Source organism: candidate division WOR-3 bacterium (assembly GCA_016926475.1).
Taxonomy (GTDB): Bacteria; SDB-A; SDB-A; order SDB-A; family SDB-A; genus JAFGIG01.
In genome coordinates, this window is record JAFGON010000040.1 from 41,857 (window position 1) to 58,150 (window position 16,294).

At 41.7% G+C, this 16,294-nt stretch carries 18 protein-coding genes, 1 tRNA gene and 1 other RNA gene; 13 read left to right on the forward strand and 7 right to left on the reverse strand.

Going from position 1 to position 16,294, the window contains the following annotated elements; genetic code table 11:
- Nucleotides 1-49: 49 nt before the first annotated feature.
- From JXA84_04075 to JXA84_04085, 3 genes are read right to left on the reverse strand one after another with little or no spacing between them, the layout of a single operon-like run.
- A complete protein-coding gene (locus tag JXA84_04075; protein MBN1150385.1) occupies nt 50-598 on the reverse strand; it encodes a hypothetical protein in 549 nt (182 codons plus the stop codon).
- A gap of 57 nt (nt 599-655) precedes the next feature.
- Nucleotides 656-1,087, reverse strand: coding sequence for a hypothetical protein (locus tag JXA84_04080; GenBank protein ID MBN1150386.1), 432 nt, complete (start codon nt 1,085-1,087; stop codon nt 656-658).
- Entirely contained in the window at nt 1,066-2,007 is a 942-nt protein-coding gene (locus tag JXA84_04085; protein ID MBN1150387.1) for an MATE family efflux transporter, read from the reverse strand. Before JXA84_04085 ends, JXA84_04080 begins: the two co-directional genes overlap by 22 nt.
- 87 nt (nt 2,008-2,094) lie before the next feature.
- On the opposite strand from JXA84_04085, the gene JXA84_04090 reads away from it, so the two are divergent.
- The 3 genes from JXA84_04090 to JXA84_04100 are packed head-to-tail and all read left to right on the forward strand — an operon-like array spanning nt 2,095 to nt 5,279.
- A complete protein-coding gene (locus tag JXA84_04090; protein ID MBN1150388.1) occupies nt 2,095-2,415 on the forward strand; it encodes an MGMT family protein in 321 nt (106 codons plus the stop codon).
- Nucleotides 2,416-2,430: 15 nt separating this feature from the next.
- The gene (locus tag JXA84_04095; GenBank protein ID MBN1150389.1) at nt 2,431-4,128 is read left to right on the forward strand and encodes a sodium-dependent transporter; all 1,698 of its coding nucleotides are present in this window, start codon (nt 2,431-2,433) and stop codon (nt 4,126-4,128) included.
- 2 nt (nt 4,129-4,130) lie between these two features.
- The gene (locus JXA84_04100; GenBank protein ID MBN1150390.1) at nt 4,131-5,279 is read left to right on the forward strand and encodes a DNA recombination protein RmuC; all 1,149 of its coding nucleotides are present in this window, start codon (nt 4,131-4,133) and stop codon (nt 5,277-5,279) included.
- A 594-nt stretch (nt 5,280-5,873) separates the two neighbouring features.
- On the opposite strand, the gene ssrA is transcribed toward JXA84_04100, so the two are convergent.
- Nucleotides 5,874-6,221, reverse strand: a transfer-messenger RNA (tmRNA) gene (gene ssrA, locus JXA84_04105).
- 99 nt (nt 6,222-6,320) lie between these two features.
- Between ssrA and JXA84_04110 the strand changes: the two genes are divergently transcribed.
- From JXA84_04110 to JXA84_04125, 4 genes are all read left to right on the forward strand, one after another.
- Nucleotides 6,321-6,410: transfer RNA gene (locus tag JXA84_04110), tRNA-Ser, on the forward strand.
- 277 nt (nt 6,411-6,687) lie between these two features.
- Nucleotides 6,688-7,044, forward strand: coding sequence for a hypothetical protein (locus JXA84_04115; GenBank protein ID MBN1150391.1), 357 nt, complete (start codon nt 6,688-6,690; stop codon nt 7,042-7,044).
- A 118-nt stretch (nt 7,045-7,162) separates the two neighbouring features.
- Nucleotides 7,163-8,101 (forward strand): cation transporter, encoded by a 939-nt coding sequence (locus JXA84_04120; protein MBN1150392.1) that lies wholly within the window; start codon nt 7,163-7,165, stop codon nt 8,099-8,101.
- An 18-nt stretch (nt 8,102-8,119) separates the two neighbouring features.
- Nucleotides 8,120-9,028 carry a hypothetical protein gene (locus JXA84_04125; protein ID MBN1150393.1) on the forward strand — a complete coding sequence of 303 codons (909 nt, stop codon included), beginning with the start codon at nt 8,120-8,122 and terminating at the stop codon, nt 9,026-9,028.
- Between the two features lie 5 nt (nt 9,029-9,033).
- Here JXA84_04125 and JXA84_04130 read toward each other — a convergent pair whose 3' ends face one another.
- Nucleotides 9,034-9,732 (reverse strand): hypothetical protein, encoded by a 699-nt coding sequence (locus JXA84_04130; GenBank protein MBN1150394.1) that lies wholly within the window; start codon nt 9,730-9,732, stop codon nt 9,034-9,036.
- A gap of 84 nt (nt 9,733-9,816) precedes the next feature.
- Between JXA84_04130 and JXA84_04135 the strand changes: the two genes are divergently transcribed.
- Genes JXA84_04135 through JXA84_04150 form a run of 4 tightly spaced genes read left to right on the forward strand, consistent with a single transcriptional unit; the run spans nt 9,817 to nt 12,581 of the window.
- Entirely contained in the window at nt 9,817-10,380 is a 564-nt protein-coding gene (locus JXA84_04135) for a GNAT family N-acetyltransferase (protein ID MBN1150395.1), read from the forward strand.
- An 18-nt stretch (nt 10,381-10,398) separates the two neighbouring features.
- Complete coding sequence (locus JXA84_04140) at nt 10,399-11,115, forward strand: hypothetical protein (GenBank protein MBN1150396.1); 717 nt, start codon at nt 10,399-10,401, stop codon at nt 11,113-11,115.
- Between the two features lie 30 nt (nt 11,116-11,145).
- Nucleotides 11,146-12,006: an alkaline phosphatase family protein gene (locus tag JXA84_04145; protein ID MBN1150397.1), complete on the forward strand. Its 861-nt coding sequence runs from the start codon at nt 11,146-11,148 to the stop codon at nt 12,004-12,006.
- A complete protein-coding gene (locus tag JXA84_04150; protein MBN1150398.1) occupies nt 12,003-12,581 on the forward strand; it encodes a hypothetical protein in 579 nt (192 codons plus the stop codon). The genes JXA84_04145 and JXA84_04150 overlap by 4 nt, the downstream gene beginning before the upstream one ends.
- A 53-nt stretch (nt 12,582-12,634) precedes the next feature.
- On the opposite strand, the gene JXA84_04155 is transcribed toward JXA84_04150, so the two are convergent.
- Nucleotides 12,635-12,907 carry a hypothetical protein gene (locus tag JXA84_04155; protein ID MBN1150399.1) on the reverse strand — a complete coding sequence of 91 codons (273 nt, stop codon included), beginning with the start codon at nt 12,905-12,907 and terminating at the stop codon, nt 12,635-12,637.
- Nucleotides 12,908-13,060: 153 nt separating this feature from the next.
- On the opposite strand from JXA84_04155, the gene ade reads away from it, so the two are divergent.
- Together ade and JXA84_04165 are read left to right on the forward strand one after the other, a co-directional pair.
- Entirely contained in the window at nt 13,061-14,707 is a 1,647-nt protein-coding gene (gene ade / locus JXA84_04160) for an adenine deaminase (GenBank protein ID MBN1150400.1), read from the forward strand.
- Between the two features lie 224 nt (nt 14,708-14,931).
- Nucleotides 14,932-15,708, forward strand: coding sequence for a DUF3147 family protein (locus JXA84_04165; protein ID MBN1150401.1), 777 nt, complete (start codon nt 14,932-14,934; stop codon nt 15,706-15,708).
- A 77-nt stretch (nt 15,709-15,785) separates the two neighbouring features.
- On the opposite strand, the gene JXA84_04170 is transcribed toward JXA84_04165, so the two are convergent.
- On the reverse strand, nt 15,786-16,286 hold the full coding sequence (locus JXA84_04170; protein MBN1150402.1) for a DUF1648 domain-containing protein: 501 nt from the start codon (nt 16,284-16,286) through the stop codon (nt 15,786-15,788).
- Nucleotides 16,287-16,294 lie beyond the last annotated feature (8 nt).

The window sequence follows — 16,294 nt, forward strand, 5'->3', positions numbered from 1 at the left end:
AGGAAAGTGTTATTTCATCGGCGGAGACCTCCGCCAGTTCTGAACCCCCTCAACAGTCGTAGGTAGAGTCGAATAGAGCAATTTCAATTTTGTTTACTTGCAGGGGATCTACACCTGTCAGATTTGTAAGTTCGGTGCCGACGTTAAAAGAGTAATTGTGCCACTGGGAGTCGACGGCTTGTATCAAGTGCATCGTTGGTGAGTTCGCCCAAGGACAGTAGCTGGTCTTTGAACAGATCCTGGTCTGACCGAGGACGTTGCCGGATATATCGAGGTACTTCAGACTCAGTGCAGTTCCTGCCCAAGCTGTCGAAGTCGCGTAAGCGTAAAGTCTGACGCTTGCCGAAAATACAATGTCGGTTGTGGGAACTGTAACTGTCTGGTTTAAAAGGGCGTATCCGCCTCCATCGGTTTTGCGGACCATTACTTCGTAATCAGGGTCGGGGTCATAGTTAGTCGCCCGGTTTACACTCGCTCCGGATCCGTTGAGAATCTGTTTCCATCCCACGGAGAGATCTTGCTCAAAGTCGCCGTTGACTACGTATTGGGATGTTGAAAAACCGATCAGCAAAGACAGGATTACGGACAGCATAGGCATACCTCCTCGTTTGGTTGGATCTAATTCTAATAGTCCGGCAAAACGAAAGCAACGGCTTTAGACGTAAGAAGGAATTTTGTATTTAATCCATCCCCCTCTTTTGTAAAAAACAAAAAGAAACAGGGATTCAATCAGTAGTGAAAAGCCAATTCCTGACCATACCCCGACTACGTCGAGGAAAAGGTGTTTTGCGAGAAAGTAGGAAAGGGGGAGCTTGATAAGCCAATTTGCTATTATCGAGGTTATCAGAGGAGGAACATTGTATCCTGACCCTCTGTGGACAGCGTTGAAAGTCGCGGAAAGAGGATAGAAAAGGAGAGAAATTCCAATTATTTTCAGATACGAGGAGCCACTTTTTACTACCGAGGGATTGACGCTGAAAACTTTCGTCAATTCTTCCGAAAAGACAAAAATCAGCGAGCAGGTGATTATCTGAACCAGATACCCCATTCTCAACGACCGCAGAACTACCTCTCTGGCTTTATCAATATTTTTTTGCCGAGGAGCTGACCGATAAAAGTCTGAACAGCCATCATCAGACCGTCCATGTAAATGAAAGTTACTCCTATTATTCTGCTGCCAATTCCAAAAGCGGCTATAGATATGTCTCCGTAGAAGGACACTATTTTGTATATCAGCATACCGGTCACCGGCCTTGTAATCCCAAAGAAAAAAGCCGGAATTCCGGTTTTTAAAAAACTAATGGATAAATCCTTTTGAAAAGAGGGTTTAACGGCGCCGAATTTTTTTAGAAAAAAAAACGTGAACAGAGAAAAACCAATCAGAATCGAGACAGAAGAAGCTATCGCGGCTCCAGAAGTTTCCAATCTCGGGAAGAAAAACCAACCGAAAATAAAAAAAGGGTCGAGTAGGATGTTTATAAGCAGAGTCGTTATCGTCAGTTTCATCGGGGTTTTGGAATCTCCGGTTCCGAAAAATATATTATACATTATGTCCAGTATGAAGAGAAAAGCGAAACCAAGGAGCATTATTCGCATGTATGTTTTTGCCTGGGAGAGAACTTCACCTTTGGCTCCGAAAAAACTTAGAATTTGATCTGAAAACAAAATTGAGGGCACGATCAAAACCAGGGCAATCAGAATCGAGAAAAAAAGTGAAATTGAAATGCTTTTTTTCAGAAGCTCCGTGTCTTTTGAACCATAAGCTCTTGAGACGAAAGCTATGGCTCCAGAAGAAACAAGAGTCATGGAAGATATAAGAATAAACAAAAACGATCCGACCATGCTCACAGCGGCGACCGAGATATGACCAAGTTTTCCTATCCAGAACATATCTGTGACATCGAGCAGTGTGAATGCGAGTGATGATACCATCACAGGCCAGGAAAGATTCCAGATGTTGCCGTAGGTAATATTTTCCGGATCGAAATTTCTTGTATTTTCAACCATATTTTCAACTTTTCTTTTTAAGTTTTGCGATGATTTCCCAATAGAGTATAATGATATTAAAAATTTATAAAGCATTTAATGGATGATATGGAAGATTTTACCGGAGCTGTCATCGAGACTGTAAAATTAATCCCTCGCGGAAAAGTGATGACATACGGACAAATAGCATCTTTCGTCGGTTCACCGAGAAGTTCAAGGCAGGTTTCGAGGATACTGCATTCGTGCAGTGAAAAGTTCTCTTTGCCCTGGCACAGAATTGTCAATTCAAAGGGTGAAATTGCGTTCAAGAGAAACCAGGCTTATTCAGAGCAAAAAACTCTTCTCGAAGGTGAAGGGATCGTTTTCGACAAAGAGGGAAGGATAGACCTCGATAAATTTTTGTTTAAGCCTTTCAACGGAAATAGCTGAAAAGGAGGAAAGAAAATGGGCAGGGATAAAGGTCTTTGGGATTCAAGGACGGCTTTTGTTCTCGCTTCTATAGGTTCGGCTATAGGCCTGGGAAATATCTGGCGTTTTCCCTACATTTGCTACAAATACGGGGGAGGCTCTTTTTTGATAGCCTACATAATAGCACTTTTTGTTGCCGGGATTCCTCTTCTTCTTCTTGAATTTTCTTTAGGGCATAAAATGGCGGGTTCCGCCCCCTTCGCTTTTTCAAAATTGAAGTTCTCTTTTAAAGGCAGTTCTTCGGAAGAAGAAATCACCGAAAAAAAAGGCGATTTCCAGTGGGTCGGATGGATCGCGCTTTTCATAGGTTTTTTTATAACAACTTATTACGCCGTAATAATGGGGTGGTCTTTTGATTACCTTTACTATTCGGTAAAAATGTCGTGGTCACAAGTCGGCCCGGAAAAGTTTTTCTATGAAAATGTCCTGCATTTAACTGAAGGCGTTTTCGATTTCGGCAAACTTCAACTGCCTATCATTATTGGGCTCGTCATAAGCTGGATATGGATTGTCTTGTCGATTTGGAAAGGCGCTAAAACAGTAGGTAAAGTAGTATTTGTCACGGTGACTTTGCCATGGCTTCTGCTCCTGGTTTTCGTCTTTAGGGGTGTCTTTCTTCCCGGTGCCTCAGAGGGAATAAAATACTACCTTTTGCCGGATTTCACGATGCTTTTGAACGTAGAGCTCTGGCACGCGGCGTTTTCTCAAGTTTTCTTTTCTCTTTCGATAGGCTTCGGAATTATGGTGGCGTACGCGAGTTTTCTGCCGGAGAAATCCGATATAGCAAACAGTGCAGTCATAATAGCTCTGGCGGACGCCGCGACCGCTTTCGTCGGCGGATTCGCGGTTTTCTCAGCCCTGGGTTATTACGCCAAAATCCAGGGTGTTGACGTCTGTGATGTCATGCAGTCAGGACCCCATCTCGCTTTTGTTACTTATCCCGAAATAATTTCAAAACTGCCCTTCGCGCCTTTTTTTGGTTTTTTGTTTTTCCTGATGCTGCTCACATTGGCCATTGATTCGGCATTTTCACTTGTCGAAGGTATCGTAGCCGGTCTGATGGACAAATTCAACATAGGCAGAATGAAGACCAACCTCGGAGTCGCCGCCGCCACGTTTCTCGTCGGATTGATTTTCACTTTCGGAGCGGGTCTATATTGGCTCGATATAACAGATCACTTTATGAATAACTTTGGGCTTTTCACCGTGGCATTTTTGGAAGCTCTCGTTGTCGGTTACGCGGTATCTCCCGAAGAGATAAGAAAATACATAAACCAAAAATCCGAAATTCAAATAGGCAAGTGGTGGACCGTTTCCGTCAAGTACTTCATACCGATAATCGCCTTTGTGCTGTTGTTCTTTTCTATAAAATCAGTGTTGTTTTCAAACTATGGAGGGTATCCTGCTCTCGCTGTTTTCCTCGCAGGGTGGCTACCCCTTCTAATAGCGGCAGTTGGATCTTATATACTCTCAAGCAAAAAAATACCTTGGAGCGTGCTTTTGATCGGCGTGTTGACTGCTGTTTTAATTTGGACTTTAAAAAGATTCGACCTTCTGTCGGGGTTGAACAAGTTGATACCCGATATTATTCTCACTATAGTGATATTCATATTCACTTTCTTTGTCTTGATAGGAGGGGTTGTTTATTTTCTCATCATAGCAAAAAAGAGATAGTTTTGAACTGGGCGCCTTTTCTTTCTCTGGGGTTGAACGCCGCAATGATTATTCTGATAGGAGCGGCACTTTATTACTTTTCCAAAAAGATATTCGACAAGGAAAAGTCATTTTTCGGCGAAATGGTCAAAGACAACCAATCAACCGAAAAAAGACTGCTCGATGAACTCAGCCGCTCGCGTATTGAGAGTGACAACAAGCTTGAAAACATGAGAAATTCAATAAACGAATCGCTGAGAAACGTCCAGGAAGACAGCATGAAAAACCTCGAGAAAATCAGGGCGACCGTGGAGGATAAACTGCAGGGAACTCTCGAGAAAAAATTGACTGAATCGTTCGGAATCGTCAGCGAAAGGCTTGAGCAAGTTTACAAAGGACTCGGAGAAATGCAGAGCGTCGCCGCCGGAGTAGGTGACCTAAAGAAAGTGCTTTCAAACGTCAAGACAAGAGGAGTTCTGGGAGAATTTCAACTCGAGAGTATTTTGGAACAGGTCATGGCACCCGATCAGTATATCAAAAATTTCAAACCCAGGGACGGCAGGGGAGAGGTTGAATTCGCTATTTTGTTGCCCGGAAAAGATAAAGACGAAAAAGGAAAAATATTCCTGCCGGTAGATTCGAAATTTCCAGTTGAAAATTATCTTAAAATGGTTGAAGCGCAGGAAAACGCAAACAAAAATGAAATTGATAAGTATTCTAAAGCTCTAGAAAACGATATAAAAAATCAAGCGGCAAAGATAAACGAAAAATACATATACCCGCCTGTGACGACGGATTTCGCTCTTATGTTTTTACCCTCGGAGAGTCTTTTCGCAGAAGTTGTCAGAAGGCCTGGTCTCATAGAAAAGCTTCAAAACGATAGTCGTATTGTTGTCTCCGGACCGACGACTCTGTGGGCGATTTTGACAAGTCTTCAGATGGGTTTCAGGACACTTGCGATTCAGAAAAGGTCATCAGAGGTTTGGAAGATACTCGGAGCCGTCAAGACTGAATGGGCAAAATACGGTGAACAGCTCGCGAAAATTCACAAAAAATTGGACGAGGCATCCGGAGCAGTTTCCGAAGCGGAAAAGAATTTGAGAAAAGTAGAAAAAAACCTGAGAGATGTGGAGGTTTTGCCTGAAGAAGAAGCCAGAAAACTTCTTGAATAGGACAAATAAAAACTTAAATTTTGCAATGGCTTTTCGACGAGATTTTTGAATTATACTTTTGGGGATAAGTTTATAAATAAAAAATAAGACTATCGCCAATAATGCTATATCGTCAACTTGTCCGAAAATAGGTACAAAGTCAGGTATTATGTCAACCGGACTTAAAAAGTAAATCAAAGACAATCCGAGAAAACTTCTGATATACAAGGGCGTTTCAGCGTCTTGTAAAATGAAAATAAAAGAGAAGATATGAATTTTATATTTTATGGTTTTGCTTTTCCAGCCTGTCCAATTATTTGTGCGTTTTGATATATAATTTTCAGAGAGTTGGCGCATTTTTGTGTTCCCGGATTATATCCTTTTCAACCATTTCTGAAATTTTTCGAATTTTTAATTAAAACTTGAAATTTATTTTTCAGCAAAATGACAAACATTATTAAATAAAGCAATGTCAAAATTTATTTCTCAAAACAGGTTATCGCAATTTTTTTATTTTGTAAGCTTGCGGAATCCTTGATTCCACAAAATATCCAGTATTGAGTTTTTCATTGGTAGTATCAATTAAAACATAGTTTTTATCCCTGGGATTTTAACTGGTGGAGGCGGCGGGAATCGAACCCGCGTCCGAGAGAGTAGCCTTCAAGGCTTCTACATGCTTATCCCGAAATTTGTTCTCGTCCCAAAAAACTCCATCGGGAAAGATTTTTCCAGGACCAGCGCTGTTTGTTTCCTCCCTCCCCGCGCGCGAAGTTCAGGAGTAGCCCATCTGTGTGACCCCTGACATTCTTTGTGATAGGCGACAAAGAAGCAGAGGAGCCGCTTAGTTAAGCAGCCAAAGAATAACTGCTGTTGGCAGTTGATTTTTTGCCGTTTTTTGACGAGCTTCGGCGGCCCGGCATGCGACCCTGAGACATTCAGTCCCGTCGAGACCATTTCGCCCCCTTCTTAAGTAAAGATATCTATAAAAGATAAAAAGTCAAGCTCTTAAGCCTTCATTGAACTTGACACAATAAAGCGTTGTGTTAGAATGCTTTCGAAAATGGAGAGATGTCCGAGTGGTCGAAGGAGCACGATTGGAAATCGTGTAGGGGGTTAGTAGCTCCCTCGTGGGTTCGACTCCCACTCTCTCCGAAAGTATTATCTCAGAGAAAACATTCGAAGAATTTGTTCTGAAACCCAGTGGGCGGGAGCGGTTTTAAAAAGAAATTTCCCGCTCTTAATAATATTTTCCTTCCCTTACAATCACAAAGTTTTGTATTTTTTGTGAATCTTTTCACAAACTCAAAAAAAGAAATTGAAAATATCCTTGTTCACTGGGATAATCAAGCGAGATATTTTAAGATATGAAAAACAGATATAATTTACCAGTTTTTTTCACCACCCAAATTTTATGTCAAAAGGAGAAAATATGGATGAAACTAAAAAGGTATTGATAAGCGATACATTCGCAAACTTTTTCGGCATCCAATCCAAAGGTTTAAGGCAGATTAGAGGTAACGGTAAATTGGTCTTAGATCAAGAATTTTTGTATTTTAGAATGCTTTTACCAAAGAGAGTAATTCGAATACCGGTAAATGCGATTATCAAAGCCGAGGAATCTCTGTCTCATTTAAAAAAGACCAAAGCAGCCCCTCTGTTGAAAGTGACTTTTCAAAACGACGAGGGTAGTATTGATTCGGCAGCTTGGCTTGTAAGAGACCTCAGCAGTTGGAAAATAGAGATTCAATCGCTTATAGATAAAAAAGGATCCGATACAGAAAAATAAATTCTCTTCTGATATACATAGATGATTATCACATGTTTCATTGACACAAAAAACAGAATGGTCAGTCCCAATAATTCGGCAAATATCGAAAACCTCCAACATAAGAACCTTGCAATCAATGGAAACAGAAAATAAACAAGGAACACCGATTTCTGAGGAGTGCAGGGCAAAAAAGGCAAGCGCGGTGACTCTTTTCAGTTTTGTCGGCAACTTGGTTTTGACCTTTTTCAAGCTTTTTTCAGGAATAATCGGGCATTCAGGGGCTATGGTCGCTGACGCCGTTCATTCTCTTTCGGATTTCGCGACCGACCTGGTGATACTGATAAGTTTCAGAATTGTAAAAAAACCCCGTGACAAGACCCATGATTACGGACATGGGAAATTCGAGACCCTTGCGACGGCGATAATCGGCGTAACTCTTTTTTGGGTTGCAGCCGGCATCTTGATATCAGGGGGCAGAAACGCGTATATAATATTAATAAAGAATGAAACTGTACAAGGGCCGACAGCGTTAGCTCTTGTCGCTACAATAGTGTCAATCTTGGTCAAAGAAATTATATACAGGTATACCGTCTCGGTAGGCAGAGAAATCGAAAGCATGGCTGTTATCGCTAACGCTTGGCACCACAGATCCGATGTTTTCTCTTCTTTGGGCACTTTTTTAGGAATAGGAGGAGCCTATTTTCTGGGAGACAAGTGGGTGGTTCTCGATCCTCTTGCGGCAATAGGCGTTAGTATTTTTATGTTCAAGTTGTCGTTTGTAATAATCTACAAAAGCGTAAGAGAATTGATGGAAGAATCTCTCGGTGATGAAACTAAAAAGCAAATATTGGATTTGATAAAAAAAACGGAAGGGGTATTTGACCCTCACGACCTCAAGACGAGAAAGATAGGAGATAAAATCGCCATAGACGTGCACATCCGTGTTCCCAACGACATGACAATAGTTGAAGCGCATAAAATAAACGACAGTATTGAGTTCAAGATAAGGGAGAAATTCGGTGAAAACACTATTATTTACATACACACAGAACCGGAAGAGGAACAGATTACATAAAGGAGATGAAAAGAGATGATGCTCAGTCATATTAAAGCCCCGCCCCTGAATTCGACGCTTATGGGAGTAGTAAGCGCCGTTTCTGATTACTACAGAAACGGTCACAGCACCGCGGTCCTCTATGGTGGCTCCGGACACGCTTTTCTGATGAACATCCATGAAGATCTCTGCCCGAGCGGACCGTATTGCTGGAACCTAGAACCTTTCTACAAAAACCTTTTCAACCTTGGAATAGACATGGTGGATGAAGGTTTTTTTACGGTTGAAAGTCCATACGAGGAGAGACAGGAGATTGAGAGCCTTCTTAGAAATTCTCTCGACAGAGGTCGTCCGTGCAGCTTGTTGAATATGGAGCATCAGCTAATTCTGGGCTACGACGAAGTTGGGTTTGTTTTGTATCAGCCCTGGGGTTCTGATTTCGACTTTACACCTGATCGACTGACATTTTCCTCCTGGAATGAGTTCGGAGATTCTGTTCATGTCAATTTTTTCACTTTCAACAAAGCCAAACCCGCAAACGAAGAAAAGATTATTGTAGAGAGTTTAAGTTACGCCAAAGACCTCTACGACAATCCATCTTCTCATACGGATAAACCTTATGCTGTAGGGCTCTCTGCATACGAAAACTGGATTAAAGCGATAAGAAATAAAACCGCGGATGAGCACGGAAACTGGTGGAACGGAAAAGTCTGGAGCGAATGCAGGTCGTGGGCTTGTCGGTATTTAGAGGAAATCTCAAGTAAATATCCCAGAATATCTCAGATTGCGAGAGAACTTTCTGAGAATTACAAAAAAATCTCTATGGAACTGGAACTTGTCGGGGACAAAACGGGGAAACCTTCCGATAAATTAGCGGCTCTGCAGAGAGCTGAAGAAATTGAATTTTTGTCGGTTCAGAGGTTTCGCGAGATATTGGAGAGAATGTAGATTATTCAATTTCCATCCCATGTCTTGTTGGTTCCCGAAAATAATCTCTTGCCCGTCACCGCTTCAAATACCTGCAGGTAGTATCCACCTGCCTCATCACCAGCCATTACTATTTTATCGTCTATAAGCCTTATGAAGACTTCGTTCTTGTATTGGCTGTGCCCAACCGACAACTGTTCGACGTCGGCTCTCCATATCTCGTGACCGTATTCCGCGTCAAGGCAGGCGAGACCTGAACCTGTTGCTATTGGATGGAAGACTGCCACAAAGAGAAGCGACTTCTCCTCGTCGAAAATAACCTTAGCGTTTCTGCCGTAAAAAAAAGGCGGTTTCGGATTGCATGTCCAAAGAACTTCGTTTCCCGAAAAATCTTTCAAGATAATCATGGATCCGACGACAGTGTTCGGTTCTTCCATGACCGGTTCAACGTATATTTGACCAAATACCCGGCCATCTTCATGATAAACAATGAAAGAATCTCCCGTAAATATCCCGCCGTTGTCCCAGAGAGTCGTTTCGCTGTCCACTGTCCAAACAACATTAAGCGGCTCTTTACCAAGGTCCTCGACGAGAACCATATCTTCGAGATTCAGAGTCCAGTCTTTAAACATCACCGCTTTGTCCTTTTCAGAAGCAGTCGAATTCTGGGTTGAACAGGACACGAATAAAGCTATAAAAAGCGTTGTTTGAACGATTATTTTCATTGAGATCTCCTTTGAATTACAATCCTTTTATACCATTATACTCTTAAAGAAGATAAAATATTCAGGGCTGATTATGGAGGTTGTATGGAGGAGAAAAAAGCTATTTTTCCTGAACTTGTGACGAAACGACTTGTTCTGAGAGAGTTCATACAGAAAGACGCAAACGCCGTGTTCGAGATGTTTTCTCGAGACGCTGTAACCAAATACCACAACGTTGAAACCATGACCGACTTAGAGCAAGCCAGAAAATTCGTTTCTTCGAGGATAAATGTTTTCATCACCAAAGCAGGAGTGAGGTGGGCTCTGGCTTTGAAAGAAAATCCGACCAAGGCGATAGGCTCGGTCGGGTATTTTAACCTTAACAAGCCCAACGGATTTGCCGAGGTCGGATACGACCTCCATCAAGATTTCTGGCGTAGGGGGTATATGGAGGAGGCTCTCAGTAAGTCCATTTATTTCGGATTCAGCGAAGAATTCTTTTTTTATCTCAACAGAGTAGAAGCTATGACGTACCCTGAAAACGAAGCTTCGACAGGTCTGCTTCTCAAATTAGGATTCAAATACGAAGGAGTGCGAAGAGAATATGGTTTAATTAAGGGAAAATACACGGATTTAAAATGCTTTTCGCTTCTGAGGAGAGAATGGTAAAAGCTCCGGGAAATAAGCTTGCTGATAATTGTTTCAAGCCAGACATGTTTTATAGAAGCTGATGTGGATTATTCAGATAATATCATTGCGGAATCAGTTTCTATCGCTGAAAATATTTGGGTTAAATCATTCCTGGTCGACATCGAATACATGGATGATGAAGGCAGGAATCCGTATTTCATTCTTGAACCAGGTTATTACCTGAATCTTGAAGGCTTAGAAGAAGGTAAAGAAACCAGCCTGTACATCCTTGTCACGGATGATACGGAATTAGTCGATGATGCTATGACCAGAATTGTCGAGGAAAGAAAATACATCGACGGGAATTGCGTCAGGATTACAAAGAAATTCTGCGCCATTGACACCCGGACAAACAGCGTTTACATCTTCGGAGAACAGGTCGATGAATATCACGCAGGTGAAATCACAGGGCATGAAGGTTCATGGCGTTCCGGGGAAAACGGAGCAACTTTCGGTCTTTTGATGCCCGGTCTCGTCATTAAAGGATCGAGGTTCTTCACTGCTTACGCTCCGGGAAACGTAATGAACAGAGCGGAAATTATAAGCAACGATGTGATCATAGAATTGTTGAACGAGACATTGCATCATTGCGTCAAAACAGAAGAAACTTCAGCACTTTATCCAGTGACCAAAATGACGAAATATTACGCGGTGAATTTCGGCCTTTTTATGCTTGACGATTTGCTTATGACCGGTTACGGATATGTGAAATAGTTTTGCCTAAAAACAACAGAAAGATCTGATTTGAAGTATTCGATCGCGTCGGTAGCTCCTACAATCGCAAAATCCTTCGGGGTGGAATTACCCGAGAAATCAGAGGATAGACCGATAAATTCCGTTTTAGATTTAATTAAAAAAAATTCGCTGGAAAAGATACAGAAATGTTTGATGTACGCGCCGGACGCCGTAGGCCTTGTTCAGAAAAAAAAATTCCCGTCTTTTTTTAAAGAAATCGAAAGCAGAACAGACATCAAACAGAAACTGTCGTCAGTTTTACCCCCGAAAACACCGGTTTGCTTTGCGTCAATGTTAACTGGCTTGAAACCGGAAATTCACGGTATCAGGAAATACGAAAAACCAGTTCTGAGAATTGACACTATTTTCGACGTGCTGATAAGAAGCGGGATAAAACCGGCGATCGTCGCGGTTAAAAATTCGAGCGTAGACCTGATGTTCAGAGAACGGAAAATGGAGTATTATTCTGAGAGGTACGACACTGAGGCGGTTGAAAAAACCGTGGAACTCATAGCCGAGAGCGATAACGATTTTATTCTCTGCTACAACCAGGAATACGATGATGCTATACACGCCTGTGATCCATTCGGTCCGGAAGCCGAAAATGCCCTTAAAAACCAAAACCAAAATTTTATGACACTTTTGCGACAAGTAGATGAGAATTGGAAGGATTACGACAATTTGACAATGTATACTCCGGACCATGGATGCCATATTGATCCAGAGACCGGCAGGGGAAACCACGGCGACGATATTTCGGAAGACATGGAAGTAGTTCATTTTTATAGAATAAAAAGAGGAATTCGCCCTGATAAACGAAGGTTGAGTGACAAAAAATATCAGACAAAAAACAGAGAGGATTTAAAATGATAAATAGCATTGGCTGTGCTGTGATAATTTTCTTTTTAAGCTCCCTGTTCGGAGAAAATGATCGTGAATCGGTAAGGTTTACCGGAAAAGTTTTTAAGGGTGAGGAATTTATAGAGCCCATATCAGCGACACTCATTTTCAAGCTTTTGCCCAAGTCGGACGACGGATGGTTTTTATGGATTGGGGGAGAAGACAGTCTAAAAAATTACTGCAGTGCGGCGACGCCTCCATTCAGAGGGATAAACGCGACAATAATAGAGGGCTGGCATTTCAGAAACGCTGACAATTCAGGCTCAAACGACGGAAAAGTCAACGCTCCGCAGAATGAAAGAGGATTCAGATTCGTTCTGGATGATTCCTGTTACACCATAGCGGAAAAGTATGTGAAGATGGTCTGCTGGCCGCATGAATACACACAAGACGAAATCGATGCCGCGTCGTATGAATTCAACGGGTTGAAATTCGGCAGAGGAAGGTTAATTATCACGGACATGAAACTCGGCAACCTCTTTGTCGGGGAAAGGGCAATTCTGGAATACATCGAATTCGAGGTCGAACTGGAAAATTTCAGGTAACGCCATGCAAGATTTTTTTGTGAAAACTTGATTTTTTGAAGTCAGTGACGGAATTATTTTATCTGATAATCTTCAAGCTCAAGCGTCAGATCTAGGTCTCTCTGGTAAATTTTTACCTCTCCAACTCCAAGGGCGTACCAGTGATCCGTTCCACCGCCACGTGAGTTGGTTCCAAGAACATGCACACATTCGAAAGTTCCTGCAGGGACAGTGACTTCTTCGTTTAAATGGATTACTTCCCAATCAACTTCGTCGCCCAGCCCCTTGGTGGTCCATGTAAAATCCTGATCAATAGGATATTTGATTACAACTTCAGGGAGTTCCAACTCACCATGCTCAGAATCACCGTGAAAAAGAACTTCTCCATTTTCATTTACGATTTAGAACAATGAGTAAAGGGCTGGGTTTGGGACCTGAACCAACTCATTGATTATTTGTTTATGCTGTCGGATAATAAAATTATATCTTTAAGGAAAATAATGAGAACATATTCAGGAAACATAGCTTTTCCCTTAGAGCAAAAAATATGTTCCGGGACAATTTTTGTCGAAGATGGTTTGATACAGAAAATTGTCGGAGAAAACAAAAAATTCGAAAATTATATAATACCCGGTTTTGTCGATTCCCATATCCATATAGAAAGTTCTATGCTTTTGCCGTCTGAATTCGCTCGTGCCGCCGTGTCGCACGGCACGGTTGCCGCTGTATGCGATGCCCATGAAATAGCGAATGTAATGGGAACAGAAGGTTTGAAATTCATGATGGACGATGCAAAAAAGAGCCCGTTTAAATTTTTCTTTTCAGCTCCATCATGTGTTCCCGCGACTGATTTCGAGACCAGCGGCGCTTGTTTGAACGTTTCAAAGATAAGGGAGTTGTTTGAAAATTTTCCTGAAATCAAATTTCTCGGGGAGATGATGAACTATCCCGGAGTTATTGCGAGAGATCCGGAAGTGATGGGTAAAATCGAAATAGCAAAAAAATACGGAAAAAAAATAGACGGCCACGCGCCGGGGTTGATGGGTGAAGACCTGGTTAAATACGTCTCTGCGGGTATAACAACCGACCATGAGTGCTTTATGAAACAAGAAGCTCTTGAAAAAATTTCGCTTGGCATGAAAATATGGATAAGGGAAGGATCGGCGGCGAAAAATTTTGACGAGTTGATATCAATAGCAGAAGAAAACTTCATGAACTGCGGTTTTTGTTCTGACGACAAACACCCTGACGATCTCGTAAAGGGTCATATAAACAAATTGGCGAGAAGAGCACGAGGAAAGGGAATCGGCGCCATGAAAACGCTGAAAATGGCATGTGTCAATCCTGTTTTGCATTATGGATTGAATGTGGGACTTCTGAGAATTGGAGACAGCGCCGATTTTTTGGAAGTAGAAGATCTTGTAAATTTTAAAGTATTGAAGACAGTTATTGGCGGCGATGAAGTTTACGACGGACAAAATACTTATCAGAGAACCGAGACAGCAAATGTCATCAACAATTTCAGCACAAAAAAGAAAACAGTTATTGATTTCAAGTTAAAAACCGAAAACAGACCTTTACGCGCAATCCAAGCTTTGGATTGTCAGTTGATAACGAAATCCATTGAAGCGATTCCTTTTTCAGAAAATGGAGGATTGGTTTCAGACCCTTCAAATGACATATTAAAAATATCTGTCGTCAACAGGTACGAAAACGTAAAACCATCTGTCGCTTTCGTCAAAAATTTCGGGTTGAAAAAAGGAGCTGTTGCATCCTCTGTCGCCCATGATTCCCACAACATTGTCGTAGTGGGTGTCACCGACGAAGACATCTGCGGAGCAGTCAATCTAATTGTCGAAAATCAAGGAGGTCTGAGCGCATTTTGTAATGACGAAAAGATTTCAAAGATTCTTCCCCTTTCGATTGCGGGATTGATGAGTGCTGAAGATTTTATTACAGTAGCAAGGAAATATTCGGAGTTGGATCAGCTTGCAAAAAACTGGGGATCGAAACTGAAAGCTCCTTACATGACTCTTTCGTTTATGGCTCTTCTTGTCATACCGGAAATAAAACTTAGCGATAAGGGACTTTTCGACAGCGTCAAATTTGAATTTATAAATCAAACAGGCAAAACACGGAATAATTAGTATTATGGACAAATTCAAATTTCCCGTCGGTTATCAAAAATTCAACAGCAAGATCATCTTCATTTTCCACCTAAATGCGAAATCTGTTACTGGGATGATTTTTAAGGAAAAGGACCGCTCGCAGAAACATTGTCAGATGGGATATTTTAAACTGACCCCTGACCTTATGAAAAAGCGGATTGGTATAAAAAGCCTGATTTAGAATTGTGGAAATCTCTCAGATATTGAAAATCGCATTCTCTTTTTTCGTCGCGGGATTCTGGATTTCTTTCACTACAGCGCTTGCCGAAAGACTTGGAAGCAAGACAGGCGGATTAGTTTCAAATCTGCCTTCAAACATCCTTGTCAGTTTCGTATTCATAGCACTCGCGAAAAACACGAATTACGTCAGAAACGCTTCTGTTTCGGTTCCGGTGGGCATGACTATAGACACGCTGTTTTTGGTTGTTTTCACCCTTTTTCTTAGGTTTGGGCTTGCAACCGCGATAATTTCATCTCTTGTCTTATGGTTTTCAGCCGCTTATATTTCCTGCTCTATTTCTTTGCACAATTACGGGTTAAACTTAATCATCTATCTTGCCGTCACCGGAGTTTCTTTTTTAATTCTCGAAAAAGCCCTTAAGATCAGATCTAAACCTGGAGATCTAAAGAGGTATTCATGTTCTCAGATCTTTTTCAGAGCTTTTTTTGCCGGTTCGGTCGTGTCGACGGTTGTCGCGCTTTCGGAATTTCTCGGACCTCAATCTATCGGAATCATTGCGACATTTCCAGCGGTTCTTCTCTCGACAATGGTAATATTGACAGTTAGTAGAGGTAATGAATTCGCCCGGTCAACAGCCAAAATTCTGGTTTTGTCCTCAACAAACATAATAGTTTACATTTTTTCCGTTTATTTAACCTACCCGGTGATCGGAATCATCTTCGGCACGATTGTGTCGTTTGCCGTATCATTGTTTTACATTGCCGCGTTGAGACAGTTTGTGGAACACCTTACCCGGTGATCCTAAATGAAACCCGATAAACCTGCAGCATCAGATCCACATAAAAACTATAAAATCCCAAATAATGAAAACAGAATTCAGCCCCGGCATTTGTTTAAAACTTTCCGAAGCCTGATTGAATAAAATATGCTGAATGCTATGAAAAAAACGAAAGCGGCGAGAAAAGTCAGTGACAAGCCTGACAATCTGCCGTATGCAACTTGCTCTATGGTTTGAAGAAGTGAATAAAAAAGGACGCATAGGGAAGAGGTCAATCCGGATATCATTTCCGAAAGCAAATCCCAAAAGGGTTTTTGCTTATCAGGGGGTAGAGCCAAAAATTTCTCTTTTTGGGGAATGTTTAAAAGAAAAGTATAACGGCGTGAAAGCAACAACAATCCGTAAAGAAGAACAGCCATGAAAGGCGGAAGCAGGATTAGACCTATCAGTTCCCACCCTTTACCTGTCCATCTGTCGGGTCTCCCTGAAAAACCAAAATGGACAGGAATTTCATCTGGCATTGTTTTCCATAAATGAAGCCCCCAAAAAGACCCCAATGAAAGAACGACTACGTTGAAAAAATCGTAAAATCTTTTCATTTTGTTCT